Source organism: Sphingomonas quercus, from assembly GCF_018863195.1.
In the GTDB taxonomy this organism is placed as follows: Bacteria; Pseudomonadota; Alphaproteobacteria; order Sphingomonadales; family Sphingomonadaceae; genus Solisphingomonas; species Solisphingomonas quercus.
This window is the reverse complement of record NZ_JAHKRT010000001.1, coordinates 208,254-231,909: the sequence shown is the minus strand read 5'-3', so window position 1 is coordinate 231,909 and position 23,656 is coordinate 208,254. Positions and strand designations below refer to the sequence as shown.

16 protein-coding genes are annotated in these 23,656 nt (G+C 67.1%); 8 read left to right on the top strand and 8 right to left on the bottom strand.

Annotation, left to right across the window (positions count from 1 at the left end; all coding sequences use genetic code 11):
* Positions 1-6 precede the first annotated feature (6 nt).
* The 4 genes from KOF26_RS01140 to KOF26_RS01125 form a co-directional block, all read right to left on the bottom strand.
* The gene (locus KOF26_RS01140; protein ID WP_216318681.1) at positions 7-957 is read right to left on the bottom strand and encodes an SRPBCC family protein; all 951 of its coding nucleotides are present in this window, start codon (positions 955-957) and stop codon (positions 7-9) included.
* On the bottom strand, positions 941-1,297 hold the full coding sequence (locus KOF26_RS01135; protein ID WP_216318679.1) for an ArsR/SmtB family transcription factor: 357 nt from the start codon (positions 1,295-1,297) through the stop codon (positions 941-943). Before KOF26_RS01135 ends, KOF26_RS01140 begins: the two co-directional genes overlap by 17 nt.
* Positions 1,298-1,414: 117 nt before the next feature.
* Positions 1,415-4,333 (bottom strand): TonB-dependent receptor domain-containing protein, encoded by a 2,919-nt coding sequence (locus KOF26_RS01130; protein ID WP_216318677.1) that lies wholly within the window; start codon positions 4,331-4,333, stop codon positions 1,415-1,417.
* 207 nt (positions 4,334-4,540) lie between these two features.
* On the bottom strand, positions 4,541-4,927 hold the full coding sequence (locus tag KOF26_RS01125; protein WP_216318675.1) for a SpoIIAA family protein: 387 nt from the start codon (positions 4,925-4,927) through the stop codon (positions 4,541-4,543).
* Between the two features lie 113 nt (positions 4,928-5,040).
* Here KOF26_RS01125 and KOF26_RS01120 point away from each other — a divergent pair, with 113 nt between their 5' ends.
* From KOF26_RS01120 to KOF26_RS01105, 4 genes are all read left to right on the top strand, one after another.
* Positions 5,041-6,351, top strand: coding sequence for a radical SAM protein (locus KOF26_RS01120; protein WP_216318673.1), 1,311 nt, complete (start codon positions 5,041-5,043; stop codon positions 6,349-6,351).
* Positions 6,341-6,562 carry a hypothetical protein gene (locus tag KOF26_RS01115; RefSeq protein ID WP_216318671.1) on the top strand — a complete coding sequence of 74 codons (222 nt, stop codon included), beginning with the start codon at positions 6,341-6,343 and terminating at the stop codon, positions 6,560-6,562. Before KOF26_RS01120 ends, KOF26_RS01115 begins: the two co-directional genes overlap by 11 nt.
* Before the next feature lie 92 nt (positions 6,563-6,654).
* Positions 6,655-8,088, top strand: coding sequence for an NAD-dependent succinate-semialdehyde dehydrogenase (locus KOF26_RS01110; RefSeq protein ID WP_216318669.1), 1,434 nt, complete (start codon positions 6,655-6,657; stop codon positions 8,086-8,088).
* 10 nt (positions 8,089-8,098) lie between these two features.
* Positions 8,099-9,766 (top strand): thiamine pyrophosphate-binding protein, encoded by a 1,668-nt coding sequence (locus KOF26_RS01105; RefSeq protein ID WP_216318665.1) that lies wholly within the window; start codon positions 8,099-8,101, stop codon positions 9,764-9,766.
* Here KOF26_RS01105 and KOF26_RS01100 read toward each other — a convergent pair.
* Positions 9,763-10,965, bottom strand: a complete 1,203-nt coding sequence (locus tag KOF26_RS01100; RefSeq protein WP_216318662.1) for a CaiB/BaiF CoA transferase family protein — start codon at positions 10,963-10,965, stop codon at positions 9,763-9,765. The two genes, KOF26_RS01105 and KOF26_RS01100, sit on opposite strands and share 4 nt — an antisense overlap.
* Before the next feature lie 71 nt (positions 10,966-11,036).
* On the opposite strand from KOF26_RS01100, the gene KOF26_RS01095 reads away from it, so the two are divergent.
* The gene (locus tag KOF26_RS01095) at positions 11,037-12,485 is read left to right on the top strand and encodes a CYTH and CHAD domain-containing protein (RefSeq protein WP_216318659.1); all 1,449 of its coding nucleotides are present in this window, start codon (positions 11,037-11,039) and stop codon (positions 12,483-12,485) included.
* 16 nt (positions 12,486-12,501) lie between these two features.
* Here KOF26_RS01095 and KOF26_RS01090 read toward each other — a convergent pair whose 3' ends face one another.
* Positions 12,502-13,173 carry a DsbA family oxidoreductase gene (locus KOF26_RS01090; RefSeq protein ID WP_216318656.1) on the bottom strand — a complete coding sequence of 224 codons (672 nt, stop codon included), beginning with the start codon at positions 13,171-13,173 and terminating at the stop codon, positions 12,502-12,504.
* A 635-nt stretch (positions 13,174-13,808) separates the two neighbouring features.
* On the opposite strand from KOF26_RS01090, the gene KOF26_RS01085 reads away from it, so the two are divergent.
* The 3 genes from KOF26_RS01085 (at position 13,809) to KOF26_RS01075 (ending at position 21,716) form a co-directional block, all read left to right on the top strand.
* Entirely contained in the window at positions 13,809-15,773 is a 1,965-nt protein-coding gene (locus KOF26_RS01085; RefSeq protein WP_216318653.1) for a serine hydrolase domain-containing protein, read from the top strand.
* Positions 15,774-16,620: 847 nt separating this feature from the next.
* Positions 16,621-18,729, top strand: coding sequence for a prolyl oligopeptidase family serine peptidase (locus KOF26_RS01080; protein WP_216318651.1), 2,109 nt, complete (start codon positions 16,621-16,623; stop codon positions 18,727-18,729).
* A 221-nt stretch (positions 18,730-18,950) separates the two neighbouring features.
* Positions 18,951-21,716, top strand: coding sequence for a TonB-dependent receptor plug domain-containing protein (locus tag KOF26_RS01075; protein ID WP_216318649.1), 2,766 nt, complete (start codon positions 18,951-18,953; stop codon positions 21,714-21,716).
* A gap of 111 nt (positions 21,717-21,827) precedes the next feature.
* Here KOF26_RS01075 and KOF26_RS01070 read toward each other — a convergent pair whose 3' ends face one another.
* Positions 21,828-22,460: an SOS response-associated peptidase family protein gene (locus tag KOF26_RS01070; protein ID WP_216318647.1), complete on the bottom strand. Its 633-nt coding sequence runs from the start codon at positions 22,458-22,460 to the stop codon at positions 21,828-21,830.
* 124 nt (positions 22,461-22,584) lie between these two features.
* Positions 22,585-23,649, bottom strand: coding sequence for a bifunctional helix-turn-helix transcriptional regulator/GNAT family N-acetyltransferase (locus KOF26_RS01065; protein ID WP_216318645.1), 1,065 nt, complete (start codon positions 23,647-23,649; stop codon positions 22,585-22,587).
* Positions 23,650-23,656: the final 7 nt, after the last annotated feature.

Genomic DNA, 23,656 nt, shown 5'->3' with positions numbered 1-23,656 from the left:
CTCAGCTCAGCTTAGCGAGGCGCCGAGCGCGTCGAGCAGGAGCCCGGTGCCATGTTCGCGCCCGCCCGCATCGTCATAGCCGTCGAGAAAGGCGCCTTGTTCGGTGATCTCAAGCCGGGTGCCGCCGCCCTCCGTGGCGTCGAGCTGGATGGTCGCGAGCGAGGCGGAAATCTTCTTGTCGTCGAGATGCATGACGTACGAATAGACGAGCCGCGTCTGCGCGACGACGTCATGATAGATGGCGTCGAAGGTGGAGGTCATCCCGCTCTTCCAGCGGCCCTTGAGCCGCTCGCGGCCGCCCTCGCGGACATCCATCGAGCGCTCGATGAGCTCCCATTCGCCGGGCCTGCCGCCAAACCATTGCTGCTTCGCGGCCGGGTCGGTCAGCGCCTGCCAAACCCGCGCAGGCGGCGCGTCATAGCTACGCTCGAGACTGAAGCTGCCGTGTGCGACGGAGCGCGCGTCGACGCCGACCGAACCGCCGAGCCTGAGCACTAGCGCTTCCAGCTTGTCGAGGGTCATCCGCCAGCCCGTCGCGGCCCCGGCGATCATCCCCATCGCGCGGTCCGGGTCGACCAGCGTGTAGCTCTGCACGACGTCCAGCCGCATGCCGCAGCCGGTGTCGGAGAAATCGACTTCGGTCCGGGCGTTGAAGATCGCCGCGCCGGCCGCATCTGGCACCATCATGTCAATCACCAGCCGGCGATTCGGGATCACCTCGACGAAGGTCCCGCGCGTCCAATGCTGTTGCCCGTCGGGCGCGCGCATGCACACGTTGAACGCCCCGCCGACGCGCATATCGACGTCCGCCTCCGGCACCGTGAAGCCTTCCGGGCAGAACCATGACTTCACATGCTCGGCGCTGCTCCAGGCGCGGAACACCGTCTCGCAACGGGCGCGGAATTCGCGGCTGATGCGCAGCGGCTCGGGCCGAGCGGTCTCATGCGGTGCGGTCATTGGAACCTCCTTCGTCCTCCAGGGTGGCGAGATAGGCGCCGAGGCGGTCGAGCCGCTGCTCCCATTGCTGGCGGCGCGCGTTGATCCATTGCTCGGCCTGGCTGAGCGCGTCCGCCTGGATCGCGCAAGTCCGCACCCGGCCGACCTTCTCCGAACGGACCAGCCCCGCCGCCTCCAGCACGCCGAGATGCTGCATCGCCGACGGCAGCGACATTGGCAGCGGGCGAGCGAGTTCGCTGACCGGGGCGGGGCCGTGGCTCAGCCGGTCGATCATCGCCCGGCGCGCGGGATCCGCAAGGGCGTGGAAAAGACGGTCAAGCTCGGGCGATTGGTTAAGCATCTGCCTAAGTTTGCACAGGGGGAACAGTTAGGCAAGTGCCTTTCTATCCGCGCGGGATGCGGCAACGCCGGCCATGGTTTCCCATGACCGGCGCGACGATGCCGATTGGCAGCAGGATCAGAAGTTGAACCGCACCCCGATACGATAAGCACGGCCGAGCTGATCATAGATGTCGCCACGTACCGCCGTCGAATAATAGGAGGCGGAGTTGTTGTAGCTGGTGGCGATGTTCGGCGGATCCTGGTTGAGCAGATTGTCCACCGCGAAGAAAAGCTGCGCCTTTTCCATGATCTGATAGGAGCCGCGCAGGTCGATATAGAAGATCGCCGGCACGCTGTTGTCGTCGACGTCCTTCTCGCCCCAGGCGTTGACCAGCTTGCCCTTGCCGATGAAACGGCCCTGGATCGTCGCGGAGACGGGACCCTCGGCATAGGTCTCGGTGATCGTCGCGCGCAGCTTCGGGATGCCCTGCACCGGCGAGTCGACGCCAAGGGCGCCGGCATAATCAGTCTTCACACCCAGCGCGTCCTGCGTCTGGGTGAGGATGTAATTGCCGAGGAAGCGGCTGGACAGCGTGCCGCCGAACAACGGCAGCTGGTGATCGACCTGGAAATCGAGGCCGGACGTATCCTGCGAACTCAGGTTGCGCGGGAAGGTGCGGATCTGGCTGAGCGCGCCCTCCGGGCCGTTGAAGTCAAGCTGGCTGCAGAATGCGGTGTCGCCGGCATTGCAGCGCTGCAGCACCTGCGCCGTGCCGATCGAGAAGATCGCATCCTTCAGCTTGATCGAATAATAATCGAGCGAGAGATTAAGCCGTGGCGCCGGGCTCAACACCACGCCGGCGGAGAAGGTGTCGGCCTTCTCGGGATCGAGATCGGCATTGCCCGAAGTCGTCGAGAATACCGACACGTTGCGGCCCGTCTTGGGATCCACCGCCGAACTCTGCACCGCCGTGCCGCTGTTGAACAGCTCGGCGAGGTTGGGCGCGCGGATGTCGCGGGAGACGGTGCCGCGCACGCGGATCAGACTGTTGAGCTGGCTGGTGAGGCCGATCTTCCACGTCTTGACCACGCCGCTGGTGCTGTAGTCGGTGATGCGGCCCGCCGTATTGAGGCTCAGCGAGTCGACGAAACTGTCCTCAAGCAACGGCACTTCGAGTTCGAGGAAGGCTTCCTTCACATTATATTTGCCGGAGAAGGGCGCGAAGTTGGCGAATGAATAGGCGCGCGCGGCGGCACCGGCGTCGGTCTTGATATTGCCCTTTTCCTGGCGCCATTCGCCGCCGAACGCCATCGAGATATTGCCCGCCGGCAGGCCGAAGGGCAGCTTGCCCTGCGCCGACGCCGCCGCGACATCCTGGGTGAGGCTGATCACCTCCCAGTTCTGGCCGGGCGTGACGTTGACGTAGCGGATCGCCTGCGGGCTGGCGACGCCCTCGCCGAACACGTTGAGCGGCACGCAGCCCGCCGCCGCCGGATTGCCCGCCGCGACCGCGCGGCAGACGATGTTGCCGGAGGCGTCGCGCACGGCGTCCACTGCGAAATTATAACGCTGTGTCACCACGTTGGAGAGCGTATCGACCCGCGAGCGGACCTTGCCCTTCTGGTAATAGGCGTTCCACGTCCAGTCCGAGCCGATCTTGCCATCCAGGCTGACGACGCCGCGCAACAGCCGGCGCTTCTGCACGCTGACCGGAATCCCGACCGAATTCTCGACGAAGTTGTCGTAGGAGAAATCGTCGAACGGGACGTTGTTGATGTTGGTCGTGCCGATCTGGATGGCCCTCAGGCCGAGGCTGTCCATCTGTTGCTTGATCGCGGCGGGCAGAAAGGGATTGTCGCTCTGGACGTAGAGATTGCCGAAGCGCGTCGCCGGGGTCGAATTATTCTTGGAACGGCTGAGGCCGTAGTTGAGCTGCACCGAGGCGCGCAGATTGTCGCTCAGGTCGAAATAGGTGTAGCCGAACAGGTTGGTGGTACGGAAAGCGACGGCGAGGTTGTTGGTTGCCGGATAGAAAGCCTCCCCGTCGCCATTGGCCGAAAGCGGCCCCGAGACGATGCCCGGGTTGAACCTGGTCGGCGTGGCATTGGCGCCGACGAAATGGATATTGGCGAGCGACGCCGGCACCGTGCCGGATTGTCCGGTCGGGCAGCTGCCTCCCGACAGTGCCACCCGGCAGACCTGCGCCTGGCCGGTGATCAGGCCGCCATTGGTCGCCTGCGCGAGGCCGACATTGTCGGCGTGGATCAGCCGCGGCTCGCTGTTGGTCGCGGTATAGGCCGGATTGAGGACGAGGTTGCGATACTTGTTCCAGCCGCGCTGGTTGGCGAACACGGCGTCGGGACTGTTCATATGGTTGACGGCGACGATCACCCGGCCGCGGCCGTCGGCGAAGCCGGTACCCGCGGCGGCCTGGAGGCGATAGCTCTTGTGATCCCAGGTGTAGGATTCGCCGCCTTCGATGCTCGCCCGGATGCCGTCGAAATTCTTGTTGAGCACAAGATTGACGACGCCGGCGACAGCGTCCGAGCCCCACGCTGCGGAGGCGCCGCCGGTGACGACGTCGATGCGCTGCACCAGCATCGTCGGCATCGTGCCGAGATCGACGACGCCAGTGATGTTCGATTGCACGACGCGCTGGCCGTCGAGCAGCACCAGCGTGCGGTTGATGCCCAGCTGGCGCAGGTTGACGGTGTCGAGGCCGGTCACGGCGCCGACGATGTTGTTGGCGCCGACGCCGTTATTGGGCGAACCGGAGGTGCCCACCGAGGGCAGCTCGCGGATCGAATCGCCGATGCTGACCTTGGCGTCGCGCTGTAGCGTCGCCTCGCTCACCACCGTCACCGGCGTCGGCTGGCGATAGCCCGAAATGGCGATGCGCGAGCCGGTGACGACGATCTCGCCAGCCGTGGCCGGCGCTGTCGCATCGGCCGCCGGTGCAGGATCGGCCGACTGGGCCAGGGCGCCCGCAGGCGCACAGATTGACAGTGCGAGCACAAGCGCGGACGCGCCGTTAAAACGGTTGGAAAATGCCATTCATCTCACCCCTCTCCTTACCAGCGTGCCGATCTTCCTCCGGTCGGGTCTGTGCCCGTTCCTGATGGAGGCGTCGGCAATCCTGCTGGTCGCAACGATTGCGTGGGCGATGACTATCGAAATTCCGGCATTTGACAAATGCTTTTCGTAGCGAATGATAACTAGGTCGGATGACCTACTTTGTGACGCGATATGAGTTGCTTGACGTTAGTCGCGGCGGCCGGGATCAAAACCCCCGGCCCAGGCCAGCGCAGCGTCGCTTTCTTCCGGCGCGAAGCTCTTCACGGTCACAAACGGGACCAGCGGATCGATGAAGCCGATCGCCGCGCGGACCCATTGCCGATCAGCGATCACCGCCTCGCGCGGGAAGCGGCGCCACTCCATGATCTTGCCGAAGGAATAGGCGATGTCCTTCAGCCCGGCCCGCAGGCCGATATCCTCGAAGGCGGTGACGTCGGCGACGACGCCGATGCGGTCGAAGCGTTTCAGTCGCGCCTCGATATCGTCGATGGTGCGCTCGAGATCATCCTGCGTCAGCGTGCCGCTGAGCCGGAGCGACAGCACGTGGGCGGGGGCGGGCAGTATCTCGATCATCGATGCATCCCTGCTGCGCGGCATAGTCGCCGGCATGTTATGCCTGTTCCCGGCGGCAAGGTGGATTGACGTCCGTCAAAGCGGGGGCGGAAGAACGGGCCCATGGCCGCTTCATGTGGCCATATCATCCCGAATTGCTGGCAGCGCCGGCACCCCGCTACACCAGCTATCCTACCGCCGCCGAATTCGGCGAAATCACCGAGGCTGACGCCGCCGCGGCCCTCGCGGCCGTGGCGCCGGACGAGGCCGTCTCGGTCTATGTCCACATCCCCTTCTGCACGGAGATCTGCTGGTATTGCGGTTGCAACACCGGGGCTGCCAACCGCGACGCCCGCCTGCTCGCCTATCTCGATGCAGTGGAGGAAGAAATTGACCGCGTCGCGTCGCGGCTGCGCGGTCGGGTGGGTCGCATCGCGTTCGGCGGCGGCAGCCCCAATGCCGTGCCGCTGCCTCGCTTCGCCCGGCTGGTCGAGCGGCTGGTGGAGCGGTTCGACGCGGCCGGCGCGATCCTGTCGGTCGAGCTCGATCCGCGCGGTCTCGACCGCGACTGGACGGACATGCTCGGCGCGCTCGGCATACGCCGCGCCAGCCTCGGGGTGCAGACCTTCGCGCCGCACGTTCAGGCGGGGATCGGGCGCATCCAGCCGCGCGAAATGATCGAGGAGGCGGTCGCCGGCCTGCGGCTGGCCGGCATCACCTCGCTCAATTTCGATCTGATGTACGGCCTCCCCAACCAGAGCCTCGCCGATGTCGTCGAGACGGCGGGGATGGCGATTGCGATGGCGCCGGAGCGGATCGCGCTGTTCGGCTATGCCCATCTGCCGCAGCTGCTGCCGCGCCAGCGCCAGATCGACGGCGCCGCGCTGCCTGACGGCGAACTGCGCTTCGGCCAGGCCTGGGCCGGGCAGGAAGCGCTGATCGCCGCGGGCTATCAGGCGATCGGCTTCGATCATTTCGCGTTGCCTGCCGATCCGCTGGCGGAGGCGGCGCGCACCGGCCGGCTGCGTCGCAACTTTCAGGGCTTCACCGACGATCCCTGCGATGTGCTGATCGGGCTGGGCGCCAGCGCGATCAGCAGCTTCCCGACCCTGCTCGCCCAGAATGAGAAACAGGCCGGCGCCTATCGCATGCTCGTTTCGGCTGGCCGGCTGCCGGTACGCCGCGGCATCGCTCGATCGGCCGAGGACCGGCGGCGCGGCGCGGCGATCGAGCGGCTGCTGTGCGACGGTCGCGTCACGCTCGACGACGCGCTCAGGGCGGAAATGAACGCGCCGCTCGCCCCGTTCGTCGACCGCGGGCTCGCCGCGTGGGACGGCCCCACGCTCGGCATCACCGCGGACGGATTTCCCTATGCGCGCGCCATCGCCCGCAATCTCGACGCCTATCGCGCGCAGGGGGTGGGGGCGTTCAGCCGTGCGGTCTAGCATCGCCTTGACGACGGCGGCGGGCATCGTCCTCGCTTCGCTGCCGGCGGGGGGCCAAGGGGCGGTGCTGCGGCTCAGCCTGTGCGGCTCGGGCGCGCCGATCGAGCTGCCCATCGCGCCGGGCGAGCCGCCGGCGCGGCAGGATCATGGCGGCTGCACGCTCGCCTGTCACGCCGACCCCGGCCGCCGCCGCATCCATCCCGGCGGCTGACCGGCAACGGTGGCGCCGGAGCGTCGCGCGGAGACCCGTGCAAGTGACGCCGTCGCCGCCTACACTCTCCGCGCGATGACGTGGAGGACGATATGACGGCGTACCCGATGGACCTTGGCCTGTTCGTCGACGGCGAATGGCTCGGCGCGGCCGGCCGCGACACCGTGCCGGTGCTCGACCCGGCCACTGGCGAGACGCTGGGCGATCTGCCGCTCGCGACGCGAGCGGACCTCGATCGGGCGTTGGCGGCCGCCGATCGCGGTTTCCGGGAATGGCGTGCCACCGCACCCGAGGCGCGGGCCGCCGTCCTGTCGCGCGCCGCAGCGCTGATCCGCGAGCGCATCGACGCCCTCGCCGCGATCGCCACCACCGAGCAGGGCAAGATCATCGCCGAGGCGAAGGGCGAGGCGATGGCCGCAGCCGCGATGCTCGACTTTCAGGCGGGTGAGGCGATGCGCATCTATGGCCGCGTGCTGCAGCGGGCGCCGGGCACCCGCTCTCTGGTGCTGCACCAGCCGATCGGTCCGGTCGCCGCCTTCTGCGCGTGGAATTTCCCGATCCTCAACGTCGTCCGCAAACTGTCTCCGGCGCTGGCCGCGGGTTGCTCGATCATCCTCAAGCCGAGCGAGGAGACGCCCGGCAGCGCCGTGGCCATTCTGCGCATCCTCGCCGAGGCGGGGCTGCCGGGCAATGTCGCGCAGATCGTGTTCGGCGTGCCCGACGAGGTTTCGCGGCACCTGCTCGCCTCGCCGGTGACGCGCAAGCTGAGCTTCACCGGCTCGGTGCCGGTCGGCAAGCACCTCGCCAGGCTCGCCGCCGACACGATGATGCGCACGACGATGGAACTGGGCGGGCACGGCCCGGTGCTGGTGTTCGACGATTGCGACCTCGATCGCACGCTGGACATGCTCGTCACCCACAAGTTCCGCAACGCCGGGCAGGTCTGCGTCGCGCCGACGCGCTTTTATGTGCAGGAGGCGATCTATTCCCGCTTCACCGAGGGCTTCGCCGAGCGCACGCGCCGGTTGCGGCTCGGCAGCGGCTTCGGCGCGGACGTGCAGATGGGGCCGCTCGCCAATCCGCGGCGCTCGGCGGCGATTGCCGAACTGGTCGAGGATGCGCGTGCCGCGGGCGGGCGGGTGCTGGCCGGCGGCGATCGTTCGGCGGGCGACGGCTTCTTCTTCGCGCCGACGCTGATCGCCGACGTGCCCTCGTCTGCGCGGGCGATGAATGAGGAGCCGTTCGGGCCGCTGGCGCTGACCCAGTCCTTCGCCACCGTCGAAGACGCCATCGCCAACGCCAATCGCCTGCCCTTCGGCCTCGCTGCCTATTGCTTCACCGAGAACGCCCGGCGGCAAAATCTCCTCGCCGACGCGATCGAGGCGGGAATGGTCGCGTTCAACGGCACAAGGCTGACCTGGCCCGATGCCCCGTTCGGCGGAATGAAGGACAGCGGCTTCGGGTCGGAGGATGGGCCGGAGGGAGTTGCTGCCCACCTCGTCACCAAATCGGTTCATATCAGCTGAGGCAGGGACCATGGCCAATCCAATGCGGAGCGCGGCGCGCCTGATCGTCGATCAGTTGCGCGTGCAGGGCGTCGAGCGCGCCACCTGCGTGCCCGGCGAAAGCTATCTCGCCGTGCTCGACGCGCTGATCGACAGCGGCATCGACCTGCTCACCTGCCGCGCCGAGGGCGGGGCGGCGATGATGGCGGAAGCCTATGGCAAGCTGACCGGGCGGCCCGGCATCTGCTTCGTGACGCGCGGGCCGGGCGCCACCAATGCCAGCCCCGCGCTGCACATCGCCATGCAGGATTCGACTCCGCTGATCCTGTTCGTCGGCCAGGTGGAGCGCGGCATGCGCCATCGCGAGGCCTTTCAGGAGCTGGATTATCCCGCCACCTTCGGCGCGCTCGCCAAATGGGTGATCGAGATCGACCGCGCCGAGCGCATTCCGGAGCTGATCGCGCGCGCCTTCCGCATCGCCATGCAGGGGAGGCCGGGGCCGGTGGTGATCGCGCTGCCCGAGGACATGCTCGGCGATCACGCCGGGGCGGCCGACGCGCCCCGCGTCGAGCCCGCCGAGAGCGCGCCTCCGCCTGCCGACATGCTGCGCCTCCAGTCGATGCTGTCGGCTGCGCAGCGGCCGTTGCTGATCGTCGGCGGATCGCGCTGGTCGGCGGCGGCGTGCGCGGCGCTACAGCGCGTCGCCGACCGCTTCGACCTTCCCGTCGCCACCACCTTCCGCCGTGCCCATCTCTTCCCCGCCGGCAATGAGCATTATGTCGGCGATCTCGGCATCGCGCCCAATCCGCGGCTGCTGGCGGGGCTGGCCGAGGCCGATCTGGTGGTGATGATCGGCAGCCGCCTCTCGGAGATCGCGTCCTCCTCCTATACGCTGCTCGACATCCCGGTGCCGGCGCAGTCATTGGTGCATGTCCATCCCGATCCGGCGGAGCTAGGCCGCGTCTATCAGCCGGCGCTGGCGATCAACGCTACGCCCGCCGCCTTCCTCGCCGCCTTGGAGGCAATTGGCGATGTCCGCCCGTCATGGGGCGAGGCGCGCGCCACGCTTCGCGCCGCGTATCGCGACTGGTCGGATCGGCCCGCCGCCATCCCCGGCGCCTTCCAGTATGGCGAGGTAATGGCGTGGCTGCGCGATCGGTTGCCGGAAGACGCGATCATCGCCAACGGCGCCGGCAATTTCGCCGGCTGGATCCATCGTTATTACCGCTTCCGCCGCTTCGGCACCCAGCTCGCGCCGACCAGCGGATCGATGGGTTATGGCGTTCCGGCGGGCATCATGGCCAAGCGGCAATGCCCCGAGCGCATCGTCGTCACCATTGCCGGGGACGGCGATTTCCTGATGAACGGGCAGGAATTCGCCACCGCCGTCCATCACGACATCGCGCTGGTCATCGTGATCGTCGACAATGGCATGTACGGCACGATCCGCATGCATCAGGAGCGGCAATTTCCCGGTCGCATTTCGGCGACGCGGCTGACGAGCCCGGATTTTGCCGCCTACGCCCGCGCCTTTGGCGGCCATGGCGAGACGGTGCGCGAGACGGCCGAGTTCTCGCCCGCCTTCGAGCGCGCGCTGGCGGCGGGGAGGCCGGCGATCCTCCACTGCCTGCTCGAACCCGAGGCGATCACGCCTGCCACCACGCTCGGCCAGATCCGAGCCGCGGCGCAGAGGGCCTAACCCCAGTCCGGATCCTCGGCGACATCGCGCTGATGCTCGCCGACACGCGGGGAGGGGGCGGGGTGCATCATCGGCGTGCCGTCGATCGCGATCGGCGTGCGCACGCCTGGGATGATCCCGTCCCTGGCGTGCGGCGCCGGCAGATCGGCATGCATCGCCCGATGCCGCACCTGGGCATCGGCGAACACCTCGCCGATATCGTTGATCGGGCCGGCGGGCACCGTCGCCGCCTCCAGCTGCGCGAGCAGCTCGGCGCGGGTGAGGGCGATCGTCCGCGCCGCGATCGCCGGCACCAGCGTGGCGCGGTGCGCAACGCGGAGCGCGTTGGTGGCATAAAGCTCCGTCGCGCCCAGCGCGGGCACGCCGATCGCCTCGCACAGCCGGCGGAACTGGCCGTCATTGCCGACGGCGATGATCACGTGGCCGTCAGCGGCCGGAAACACCTCATAGGGCACGATATTGGGGTGGGCGTTGCCGCGCCGCGTCGGCACCTCGCCCGACACGAGATAATTGAGCGCCTGGTTGGCGAGGACCGCGACCTGGCTGTCGAGGAGCGCGCAGTCGATCCACGCTCCGCTGCCGGTGATATCGCGGCGGCGCAGTGCGGCGAGGATGCCGATCGTCGCGTACAGCCCGGAAAACAGGTCGGCGACGGCGTAGCCTGTCTTGGTCGGCTGGCCATCGGGATCGCCGGTGACGGACATCGCGCCACCCATCCCCTGGATCAGGAAGTCATAGCCGGCGCGGGCCGCATAAGGACCATCCTGTCCGAAGCCGGTGATGGAGGCATAGACCAGCCGCGGATTGATTTCCGACAGGCTCGCATAGTCGAGCCCGTATCCGGCGAGGCCGCCGACCTTGAAATTCTCGATCAGCACGTCGGCGTTCGCGGCCAGCCGGCGGACCAGCGCGCGTCCCTCCTCGGTCGTGAAATCGGCGACCACGGAGCGCTTGCCTCGATTGCAGGCGTGGAAATAGGCGGCCGACAAATCGCCGCCATCGGCGGCCGGCACGAAGGGCGGCCCCCAGCTACGCGTATCGTCGCCCTCGGGGCTTTCGACCTTGACCACATCGGCACCGAGATCGGCGAGCGTTTGCCCCGCCCACGGCCCGGCGAGGATCCGCGCCAGCTCCAGCACCTTCAGCCCTGCCAATGGTCCCGCCACTCTTTCCTCCCTGGGGCCGTTATCGGCAGGCATCGTCCATTGGGCAATGCGCCTTCCGATGATAGGTCCGACGAGGCGGTACACGCATGACAAAAGCAGCGAACATGGCGGACGAAGTTGAACTGAAGCTCGACCTGACGCCCGCATGTGCGGATGCGGTCGAGGCGTCGAGCCTTCTGGCGGACGCCCCGAGACATGTGCAGCAGCACGCGATCTACTTCGATACGCCGGACCGGAAGCTCGCCAGGGCGGGCTTCTCGCTGCGCATCCGTCGCGCCGACGGTCGGCGGGTGCAGACGATCAAGCGCGCCGGCAAGGGCGCTGCCGGCCTGTTCGCCCGATCCGAATGGGAACGCGAAATCGAGGGCGACACGCCGATCCTCGACGACGCCACGCCGCTGCGCGCCATGTTGGGTGATGCGGTCGAGGCGATCGCGCCGGTCTTCGCGGTCGAGATCGAGCGGCGCATCTGGATGGTCGAGGAGGGCGGGACGACGATCGAACTGGCGATCGACCGTGGCGAAGCAGTAGCCGGCGAGCGGCGGGCGCCGATTTCGGAGATCGAGCTGGAGGTGAAGAGCGGGGGGCCGGCCGCAGCGTTCGCGCTGGCCCGCAAGATCGACGCCATCGCCCCTGCGCGGCTTGGCGTGCGCAGCAAATCGGAGCGGGGCTATGCGCTGCTTGAGGCGAAGGCGCGATCGGTGAAGGCGGAGCCGGTCGCGCTGGCCCGGGGTATGGCGGGGGCGGAGGCTTTCCGCCGGATCGTCGAATCCTGCGTGCGGCAATTCCGGCTCAACGAGGCGCTGCTGATGGCTGGTCGCGATGCGGCGGCGCTGCACCAGGCGCGGGTGGCGCTGCGCCGGCTGCGCTCGGCCTTCGCGCTGTTCAGGCCGATGCTTGGCGAATCCGGCGCGGAGTTGCGCGGGGAGCTGCGCTGGCTGGCCGGAGAATTCGGCGACGCGCGCAACCTCGACGTGCTGCTCGATCAGACACGGCCCGGCCCATTGCGCGATCGACTGTCGGCGGCACGCGAGGCGGCCTATGACCGGGTCGACGAGCTGCTGTCATCACCACGCGCCCGGCGATTGATGCTCGACCTCGTGGAGTGGATCTGGAGTGAGAACTGGCGGCATGCGCCCGGCGCGACGATCGACGGCGACCAATCCGCGCGGACCCTGGCCGCCACCGCGCTCGGCCGCTTCCGCCGCAAGGTGAAGAAAGGCGGGCGCCGTCTCGCCGAGCTGGACGACGATGCCCGGCACGAGGTTCGCAAGGACGCCAAGAAGCTGCGCTACGCGGGGGAGTTTTTCGCAGGCCTGTTCGACCGCGAGGATGAGAGGCGGCGGCACAAGCGTTTCGTCGCCGCGCTGGAAGCATTGCAGGACGCGCTCGGCGCCCTCAACGATCTCGCCACCGCGCCCGAGGTGATGGGCAAGGTCGGGCTCGTCGATCCGCCCGAAGCCGAGGCGCTGCGGCGCGAGCGCAAGACCAGCCTCGTCGCCCGCGCGACCGATGCGCGCGCCGACCTGCTCGACACCCGCCGCTTCTGGTAGGGGCGGCGGCCCGCCTTCAGCCCGCCGCCGCCTGCTCCTCGACAAGCCTTGCCGAGATCGCGCGAAGCTGGCGCACGAACTCCTCCGGCGGCTGGCCACCGGAAATCAGATAACGTCCGCCGACGACGATGGCGGGCACGCTGTTGATGCCGCGCTGCCGCCAGAGCATCTCCTCGGCGCGGACCTGTTCGGCATAGCGATCGGAGTCCAGCACCGCCCGGGCTTCCGCCCCATCCAGCCCGGCGGCCTCGGCGGCGGCGGCGAGCACGTCGCGGTCGCCGACGTCCTTCTGGTCGGTGAAGTAGAGCGTGAACAATTGCCGCTTCATCTCGATCTGGCGGCCCTTTTCTCCCGCCCACGCGATCAGGCGGTGGGCATCGAATGTGTTGTAGGCGCGGCTCGCGTCCGAGCTGTTCATCGTGAAGCCGATCGCGGCGGCGCGATCCCGAATCCGTCCGCGATTCTCGCGCACCTGATCCGGGGACATGCCGTATTTGCGGGCGATATGCTCCAGCCCGTTTTCGCCGCCAGCCGGCATGTCGGGATTGAGCTCGAACGGGTGGAAGGCGATATCCGCCTCGATCTCGCCCCTGAGGCTGTCGAGCGCCTGCTCGAGCCCGCCCAGCCCGATGACGCACCACGGGCAGGCGATGTCGGAGACGAAGTCGATCTTGAGATGCTGGGGCATGGTTTCCGCCGGATGTTGGAAGGGGGCTTGCGGTCAATGGTCGGCGCTGAACTGGCGAATGGCAAGAGCCGGCAAGGGAGGGGCGGTCGGGAAAAACGGCCGTCGGCGAGTGCCTGCAACGAGCGGCGCCGCCCGTCCGACAGCGCGGCGCCCTGCAAGGCCCGGGCGAGTCCGTCCGCAACATGGTGAAGTGCTCTCCGAATTGCCCAGCGCGAAATCGTCTCGGCCGAGGCGCTCTTCCCAATAGCGATAGGACTGCATCCGATAGACGAAGACGGCGCGATGCTCGCCGCCATGGCGGGCAATATCGCCCTGCCCATCGCCCTAGACATTCAGCCGGCCGACCCGGCAGCGTCAGCGCGGCCGATCCCGGATCCTCCGCCACATCCCACATCGGCCCGTGGCCACCGGGACAGAAGGCGGCGTCGAACCCGTCGTGCGACACGGTGTCGAGGCGCACGGTTCTCGCCAGTGCTGCCTGCGCTGCGGGATCGGCCTCGAAGCGATGGGTCAGCTCGGTCTGGAAGTCGGGTTCGCTGCGGCGAACCTATGGATTTGTTTTTCCGATTGGGTATATGTGTCCTGATCAGGACCGAATTTGGTCCCTCGATGAAATATAGATAAAGAGGTTGCCCGTGAAACTCACGTCCGCGCTCCCCTTGTCCCTTGCCTTGCTGGCCGTCCCCGCCATCTCGTTCGCCCAGGGCGCCGCCGCCGACACGCCCGGCAAGACGGCGACCGGCCTCTCTTTCACCCAGCCCCGGGATTGGACGGTGGCCGTCCGCGGACCTTTGACCGTGTTCACGGTGCCGGAGGGCGATCTTTCCGTTGCGGTGGCCGAAGTGGGCGCGGCCGCCAACGCGCAGGATGCGCTGGCGAAGGCGTGGTCGCTCTACCGGCCCGACGCGGGCCGTGTCTCGCGGACGAGCAACCCCGGCCTGCCGGGCGACGGCTGGGACGAGCGGACGAGCTTCTCCTATGAAACCTCACCCAGCGAGCGGGTCAACGTTTCGGCGACGGCGATGCGGGTGGGGGCGGCGTGGACGGTGGTGATCACCGAAGGCTCGGCCGCGACCGCCAACAAACGCGCCGCCGCCATGTCGCTGGTGCAGCGCAGCCTGCGTCCGGCAGGCTACAAGCCGGAGAATTTCGCGGGCGTCACGGCCAAGCGTCTGACCCCGGACAAGGTGCAGGTGCTGCGCGATTTCGTCGCCAAGGCCGCGCAGGAGTTGCAGGTGCCGGGGGTCGGCCTCGCCTTCATTGATCAGGGAAAGGTCGTCTGGCAGGGCGGTGTCGGCACGCGCGAGATCGGCAAGAACGAGCCGGTGGACGCCCACACCAAGTTCATGATTGCTTCCAACACCAAGGGGATGGCAACATTGCTGCTCTCCTTCCTGGCGGACGAGGGCAAGTTGAGCTGGGATGAGAAGGTGGTGGATGTCTATCCCAGCTTCCGCCTCGGTGATGACGCCGTCACCCAGTCAGTACTGATCCGTCATCTCGTCTGTGCGTGCACCGGCCTGCCGCGCAAGGATCTGTCGTTCATCCTCGCCGATGATGGCGCGCCGGCGTCCGATACCTTCGTGCGCCTCGCCCAGACCACGCCGACCAGCAAGTTTGGCGAGCTTTACCAGTATAGCAATCTGATGGCGGCGGCGGCCGGCTATATCGGCGGTGCGCTCGCCTACCCGAAGATGGAACTGGGCGCCGCCTTCGACAAGGCGATGCAGACGCGCATCTTCGATCCCCTCGGGATGAAGGACACGACCTTCGATTTCGCCAAGGGCGAGAGCGGCGACTGGGCTCATCCCCACGGCTTCGACGTCGATGGCAGGATGGTCGAGATGTCGAACGCCTTCAATCATCTCATCCCGCCTTATCGCCCGGCGGGCGGCGCGTGGTCGAGCGCGGCGGACATGGCGCGTTACGTCCTGCTGGAGCTCGGCAAGGGAACGATCGACGGCAAGCGCTATGTCAGCGAGGCCAATATCCTGGAGCGCCGCCGCCGCGGCGTGCCGACCGGGGAGAATAACTGGTATGGCATGGGCCTGATGGAGCATGTCGTCTCCGGCGTGTCCGTGATCACCCATGGCGGCACGTTGCAGGGTTTCCATAGCACCTGGTTCGCATTGCCCGATTCCGGGATCGGGCTGGTCATCCTGACCAACGCCGATACCGGCCCGACCATGTTCGACCCGCTGCTGCGCCGCGTGTTCGAGCTGGTCTATGACGCCAAGCCCCAGGCGGAGCAGCAGCTGGCCGTAGCCGCGGCGCGCACCAAGAGGCAGGCGGGCATGCGTCGCGCGCGGCTGACCCTGCCGCCCGACCCGGCGGTGATGGCCAGCCTCGGCAAGCTTTATCGCAACCCGGCCGACAATGGGACGATCCGCATCAGCGAGCGCAATGGCGCGCCGTGGATCACCGCGGGTTTCGTCGAGGGCCCGATCGCCACGCGCAAGAGCGCGGACGGCACCGTTTCGATCGTCTCGGCCGCGCCCGGCAATATCGGGGTAGAGGCGGTCGTCGGCGAGAAGAACGGCACGCGGACGCTCACCGTTCGCGACAGCCAGACCGACTATGTCTACACGGAGGTGCGCTGACATAGGCGCACCGGGGAGGGGGGCGGGGCCCGCTGAGGCCCCGTCGACGGAGCGTGACGCAGGGCGGCAATCGTCTCCGGCCAAGCACCGGCGAGGAATGTTACGCCCGTCGCAAGCGGAGAGCGACCAGCGGGTCGGGGGGCGTAGCATTATCGTCGATCAGTCCCGGCCCCTGCTCGGGGGATCGCCCATAAAGTCGCGGTGACCGATGCCGCGCCAATGCTGCTCCTCCGAATGCGACGATGCCCGGCGATCGGGGAACGTTGTTTTCGGGCAGTCGCGTGAAGGCCTTGCCGTCACGTCGCAGACCGGCCACGCGCGGTCGGGACGCGGGCCTCGGCCCGAGCATCGCGCCTGGGGTCTCTTAACAGGTGACGATCAACTTCCCCCGTGGCCCCGACGAGTGTCGATGGCCGACCCTTCCGCGGCGTTGCGAGGAAGTTTCCGATCAGGACAGTAGGGCTCCACGGACGGGGCCCACGGCTGGGATGTGCTTGATGCGCCGGGCCGGGCGAGCGCTCTGCGGGCCGACCAAGCGGGAGTCCTGATCGCTCGGGAAAATCGGCATAAATTCTCCAGAATTACCCTTTTCCCGAAGAGGTTTCGGAGGGAAATTGCGGGTTTGACCAGGCCGGTTTCCGGCGCCTATGGTCCAATCAGAAAAACAATCCTGATCACGCCAACAAGAGGGTGAATATGACCGACTCGGACGACGGCGTGCTATCGCCGGGCGTTCGCGTGGCCCGCCGCGTCTTGCTGCCCCGCTGGCAACGCTCGCTGCCCCGATACTGCCGGTCATGGCGCGCCTCATGCGCCCGTAATTCCGCGGAAGGTTGATGCCATGCGAATGACAAGGACTGGAACTTCGATCGCGCTCGCGCTGCTGGCAGGCACGTGGGCTCTGCCGTTCGCGGCGCCCCCGGCCTTTGCGCAGGTGACGCTGGACAATGTGCTCGGCGCGCCGCTTCCGGGCGGACTGACGGCGTCGCCCGCGGACGGGCGCGTCGCCTGGGTGTCCAACGAGCGCGGCGTGCGCAACATCCTCATCGCCGAGCGTGCCGGCGACGGCTGGTCCACGCGCAAGCTGACGAACTTCGCCAAGGATAATGGCTATGAGCTGGATCGCATCGCCTGGGCGGCGAAGGGTTCGGTCCTGCTCTATACTGGCGGTGGCAGCCTCGAAGGCGGCGGCCCGATCAACCCCGAGAGCCTCGTCACCGGGCCGCTTTCCAAGGAGATCTTCGCGCAGAAGCCGGGCGAGGCGGCGCGCAGCTTCGGCGCCGGCGAAGGGCCGACCGCCTCGCCGGTCGATGGACGCTTCGTGTTCACGCGCGGCGGGCAGCTGTGGATCGCCGACGTTAACGCCAGCGGCCCGGCCGTCCAGCTGATCCGCGACCGCGGCAATAGCGGCGGCCCGGTCTGGTCGCCGGACGGCAGCAAGCTTGCATTCCTGAGCCGCCGCCGCGAGGGCCATGTCCTGCTCGGCATCTATGATTTCACCAGCAAGCAGATCAGCTGGGTTTCGCCGAGCACCGACCGCGACGCCTCGCCGCGCTGGTCGCCGGATGGCAAGCGTATCGCCTGGATCCGCACGCCCCCCACCGCATCGCAGCTGATGTATGTCTTCCGAGGCAAACGAGAGGGCACGCCCTGGTCGATCTGGGTCGCCGACGTGGCGAGCGGCAAATCTGCCCCGGTGTGGACCGCGGATGCCGGCGCCGGCAGCGTGTTCCAGCCGGTCGAGGACGGCACGACGCTGTTGTGGACGGCCAATGACCGGCTCGTCTTCCCGTGGGAGAAGACGCGCTGGCTCAGGCTCTATTCGATCCCCGCGCAGGGCGGCCAGCCGGTCGCGCTGACGCCCGACGGGTCCGAACTGTTCGCCGCCGAGCTCGATCGGGCGCGCACCGGCGTTATCTTCTCCTCGAACGCCGCCGATGACGATCACCGGCATTTGTGGGAGGTCGCCGCCGCCGGAGGCACGCCGCGGCCGATCACCCGCGGCGCCAGCATCGAGGACATGCCGGTCGTCGGCGGCGACGGCGCCCTCTATGCGCTGCACGCCACCGCCCGCAATCCGATGCAGCCCGTGCTGGTTTCGCGCGATGGCGCGATGAAGCCGGTCTATGCCGCGTCGGACGCCGCATCGTTCCCGGCCAAGGATTTGGTCGAGCCGCAGCGCGTCGTCTTCCAGAGCAGCGACAATATGCCGGTCCACGGGCAGTTGTTCATGCCCCCGGGCAAGGCGTCCGGCCCGCGCCCGGCGATCCTGTTCTTCCATGGCGGGCCGCCGCGCCAGATGCTGCTCGGCTGGCACCCGATGGGCCCCTATGCCCGCTTCTATGCGATGAACCAGTTTCTCGCCTCGCAGGGCTATGTCGTGCTGTCGGTCAATTTCCGCGGCGGAACCGGCTATGGCATGGATTGGCGCGAGGCGCTCGACTTCGCCGAGGCGGGCGCCAGCGAGGTGCGCGATATCGCCGGCGCGGTCGCCTATCTGAAGGGCCGCGGCGATATCGATCCCAGGCGGATCGGCGCTTATGGCATGAGCTATGGCGGCATCATGACGGCGCTGGCGCTGTCCAAGCTGCCCGGGGATTTCGCGGCCGGCGTTGACATGGCCGGCGTCCATAACTGGACGAGTTTCCTGCCTTATCTCACCGCACCCGGCGCGCCGCCGGAATTGGCGCGCATTGCCACCGCATCCTCAGCCATCAGCAGCGCGAAGGACTGGCGTGCACCGGTGCTGTTCATTCATGGCGACGATGACCGGGCGGTAGTCTTCTCGCAGACCGTGGAGATGATCGGTGCGCTGAACGACGCGGGCGGCAAGGTGCAGGTTGAGCAGTTCGTGCTGCCCGGCGAGGTTCATGATTTCGTCCTGCACAGCAACTGGCTGAAGGCCTATGGCCGCACCCAGGAATTCCTCCAGCGAAAGCTCATGAACGCGAAATAGCCCGGCTGCCTGCCCCGCCGGCAATGTGGCCGGGCGGGGCCGTCCGCCCTTCAACCAAGATGGGGCCGGATTGCATCGGATCGAGATGATATTTAGATTACAATCCTGAATAGGATGTATTGTCCTGTATGGGATAATGTGTAAACCTTCCTCCACAAGGCTAGCTCGATCCAGGAGGGGGAAGCAGAATGCGAGCCATTTCAGGTTTTTCGATCATTGGCATGGCTCGTGGAAGCAGCGCCGCGGCGCTGGCCGTCACCCTGCTGTACGCCGGTGTCGCCCAGGCCCAGGCAGCGCAGGACGATCTCACCCAGGCGGATGAGCAGATCATCGTCACGGGGTCGCGCATCGAGCGCGCCGGCTTTGACGCGCCGACGCCGACCACGGTGATCGGCGCGCTCGAGCTGAACCAGGGCGATCCGCCAAACCTCCAGCAGGTGCTCAATGACTCGCCCGCCTTCCGCCCGAGCAACTCGCCGCAGGTCGGCGTCGGCAATGCCTCCAGCGCCGGCACCGCGGGCACGCCGTCGCTGCGCAACATCGGGTCCTCGCTGACGCTGGTAAACGGCCGCCGCTCGGTGATCAGCAGCAACCTGAACTTCATTCCGATGGGGATTGTCGACCACATCGAGACGGTGACGGGCGGCGCTTCGGCCGCTTATGGCTCCGACGCGACCGCCGGTGTCGTCAACATTCTCTTCAAGCGGAAGGTGCAGGGGCTGACGGTCGGCGCGACCGCGGGCATCTCGTCCCGCGCCGACGGCCAGCGCCTTGGCGCCGATGTCACCTGGGGCACCGGCTTCGCCGAGGACCGCGGCCAGATCATGGTCGCGGCGGACTGGCAGAAGGACAGCTCGATCCCGGATCGCAATTCCCGACCCCGTCTCGCCAGCGCCGGCATCGTTCCGGTCAACCCGAGCGACCCCGCCGATCGCCGCCAGATCATGGTCGCGGATGTGAACTGGGGTAATCAGGTGCCGTCGGGCCTGATCACCAGCGGCGTGCTTGCCGGGCAGATGTTCAACGAGGACGGCACGCTGCGCGCCTTCCGCAGCGGAACGCCCACCGCCACGCCCCGTCCGGGCCAGTTCCCGACCAACGTCGTCGGTGGCGCGGATGCGGTCGGCACCTATGACGGGATCGCGGTGACCACCCCGTCCAACCGCATCGCCACTTATGCCCACGCCACCTATGAAGTGGCCGACGGCGTTACCCTGTGGGCCGATGCAAGCTATGGCCAGGTGAGGTCGAACTACCCGTTCCTGCCGAATATCCTGGCCCCGGTTCCCCTTACGATATCGGCCAACAACGCCTTTCTGTCACAGGACATTCGCGATCAGCTGTCCGCGGCGGGTGAGACGAGCTTCACGCTCGGGAAATATTGGAACGGGCCGTTCATGCTCAATCTCAGCACCCGGCGCCAATCCTATGAAGGCGCGATCGGCTTCGATGCGACGCTGTTCGGCAGCTGGACCGCCCATGGCTATTATAACCACGGCGAAACCAGGTCGCGCGAACGTATCGTCACGCCGATTACGGCGCGGTTCAACGACGCCATCAACGCCGTGCAGGGCGCCAATGGCCCGGTCTGCGCGGTCAATGCCGATGCCAGTTCGGCGAACGACGATGCGGCGTGCGTGCCGGTCAATCTCTTTGGCGTGTGGAATGCCTCGCCAGAGGCCATGACCTATATCAACGGCGTCCAGGGCGGCGATTCCATCAGCAAGATCGACTCTGCCGAGCTGTCTTTTCAGGGTGACTTGTTCAGGCTCTGGGCGAGGCAGCCGATCACTGTGGTGTTCGGTGCCAGCGGCCGCTGGCAAAGCCAGCAGCAGACACCGGCAAGCTCGGATGACATCGCGGGCATTTTCATGCCTTCTCTCTACAGCACCTTTACGGTGGGTGGGAAATATAACGTCAAGGAAGCATTCGCCGAAGTCGGCGTTCCACTTCTGGAGCTCGAGGGTAAGATCAAGCTCGACCTGAACGGGGCGGCACGATACGCGGATTATAGCCGGGCCGGCGGCACCTGGGTATGGAAGGGCGGGGCCACGATCAGGCTGTTCGACCAGATTCTGCTGCGCGGCGTGCGCTCGCGCGACTTCCGCGCGCCCAGCATCTCCAGCCTTTTCTCGGTGGAGACCATCAATGTCCGCCCGATGATCGATCTGGATACTGCGGGCCGTCAGGGCATTGTCGGTTATAATCCGGCGCCAAATTTTGTCGAATATCACACTGGCGGCAATCCGGACCTCAAGTCGGTGATCAGCCACACGACATCGTTTGGCGCGACGTTCTCGCCGAAATTCCTCCCCGGCTTCAACGCCTCGGTAGACTGGTACAAGATCGTCATCAGCAACGAAACCGGGACGCTTTCCGGCCAGAACCTGACGCTGGCCTGCTCCCTCGGCTTCACCGCGGCTTGTGCTCAGGTCGTGCGCGACCCGACGACCCAGACGGTGATCCGGGTTTATGCCAACTCGCAGAACCTCTCCAAGGTGAAAAGCCAGGGCATCGATATGGAGGCCTCCTATCGCCTGCCGCTGTCGCATCTCAGCGCTTCCCTGCCGGGTACGCTCAGCCTGCGGGGCCTGGCCACCTATGTGAAATACACCACGACCGATAACGGCATTTCCGTGACCAACAATATCGGTGAGATCGCCGGCGGCACCAGCGGCGGCGTGCCGCACTGGCGCGCCAATTTCAGCGCCAATTATGCGGGAAAGATCATCGATCTCGGCGCCCGCCTCCGTTATATCGGCAAGGGTATCTATAACCGGACGCTGATCGAAACGCTGGTCAACAATAAGGTGCCGGCATTCACTTATCTGGACATGAACATATCGTTCAAGATCAACGATCGTTTCACGATCGGCGCCAATATGAACAATGTGTTCGACAAGCAGCCGCCGCTCAGCGAGGCGGGGCCGAATTATTATGACGCGATCGGACGCTATATGTCGGTGACGGCGCGCGCGCGGTTCTGATCCGCGCGCCTGCATCTGGTCTGGAGGCCAGGGCCCCGCGTCCAGCCTGCCCCGGCATGGACGCGGCGGCGATGGCCGGTGACGTTGGCGAGGACGGAACCGCGATCCGCGCTAGGGTTGCAAGGCCAATTGTGGTTGCGCCGCGGGTTCCTCCCCGGCGCAGCGCCCGACCGCGAGCGTACCGGCGGGCGCCGGGCCGAGCACGTCCGAGGCGGGTATGGTGTAGTCCAGCCAACGCGCCCAGTCGCGGCGGCCGAGCACCACGACCTGCCGGTGGTGATAGGGCGCGATATCAGGGCCGGGCGTGGTAGTGAGCATCGTGTAGGCCTCGCCGATCTCGGGGTGGGTGCGCCAGATGCCGGCGATGCAGAACCACGGCTCGTTGGCCATGGTGAACTGCCACCTGGTCTTGCGGGCGCCGCGCGGCGCGCCCTTCGGCGGCGCGGTGAATTCATAGAAGGCGTCGGCGACGATCAGGCAGCGGCCGCGGGCGAACTCCCGCCCGTCCGAGCGGAAATTATAGACCGGCTTGCCGCGCTCGTCCGGCCAGCTCCACCGCCGCACCACCAGTTCCGCGCCGCCGCCGGGCGCTGCGCGGATGATCGCGTTCGAATCAGTGATGCCGATGTCCGAGCGAGGCTCGAGATTGGGGATGCCTTCGGGGAAGGAGAGGGACAAATCGAGACTGTCGAACGCCTGCCGCATGACGCTGACCGGAACCTTGTCCGATTGAAGATTGCACATCGCCTCGCTGCTCCTTCGCTGCCTGTCCAACCGCGATCGCGGCGGATTTGATCCACCGTCCGACGCCAGCGGTTGCTTGGCAAAGGGCATCGCGAACAGCCCGGCGCAACCTGCCAGGGCGCGTTCATTCTCGTCGATGATCGCCGTGCGCGGGCGGGATGGACTGGCGCGCTGCCAGGCTGCCGTCGCCCCGCTCGACATCGCCGCCGCGCGGGCGCCGATCCGGCGCACCCCCGCCCGCGACATCCATTGGAGCCGGGCGGTGGAGCATCGCCACATTGCATCGCTCATAGCGCCGGCCGAACTCCTCCATGATCCCGGCATCGTGAACGAAGCCGAGTTTCTCATAAAGATGGATCGCCGCGGCGCTCTTGGCATTGCTGAGCAGATAAAGCCGATCGCATCCCAGCGCATAAGCGCGCGCGATGATCGCCTCGAGCAGGAATTCGCCCGCCTTCCTGCCGCGCGCCTTATCGAGCACCCCCATCTTGGTCAGTTCGAACTGGCGTTCTCCGGTCTTTTGCAGGGCGCAAGTGCCGACGATGCCGAGCGCCGGATCCTCAACGAACAGAATGTCGCCCCCCGGCGCGATGATCCGCTCGCGGGGATTTCTGAGGACGTCGATGTCAGTCTGCTCGAGCCGGTACATGTCATCGATCCACTGGGCATTGATACGGTAGAAATCCTCAGCAAGGGCGTCGCTGAAACGCCTGATCGCGAGCCCGCCGCGGGGGCGCTGGTCCAATGGCTGTTCGGCGAGCGCGCGTTCGGCTGCCTCGATCAGGCGGAGCAGCGCCGGCACGTCGCACACCTCATCGACGGCAGCGCGCAAGCGCGGCCACAGCAATGTCGTCGCCTGCTCCATCGCGTCCCGTCCGGCAGGGCTGAGCGACAGCGTCTTGCTGCGCAGGTCGCGAGCGCCGCGACTGGTCTCGATCAATCCCATTTCGGACAGGCGAGAGAGAATGCGGGTCACGGCCGGCTGGCTGATCCCCAATGCCTGCACGGCGTCGCCGACCGTCATCGGACCATGACGATAGAGCGCGGTGAGCAAAGGCATCTGGCTGGGCTGTGTCGGCAGGCCGCAATCGGCCGCGATCCGCTCGGCACCGGTCTGCAAGCGTTCGGCCAGCCTCTTCAGCCGGCTGCCCAGCATCACCGCCCCTTCGCGGGCCAGCACGTCGTCCATATCACGT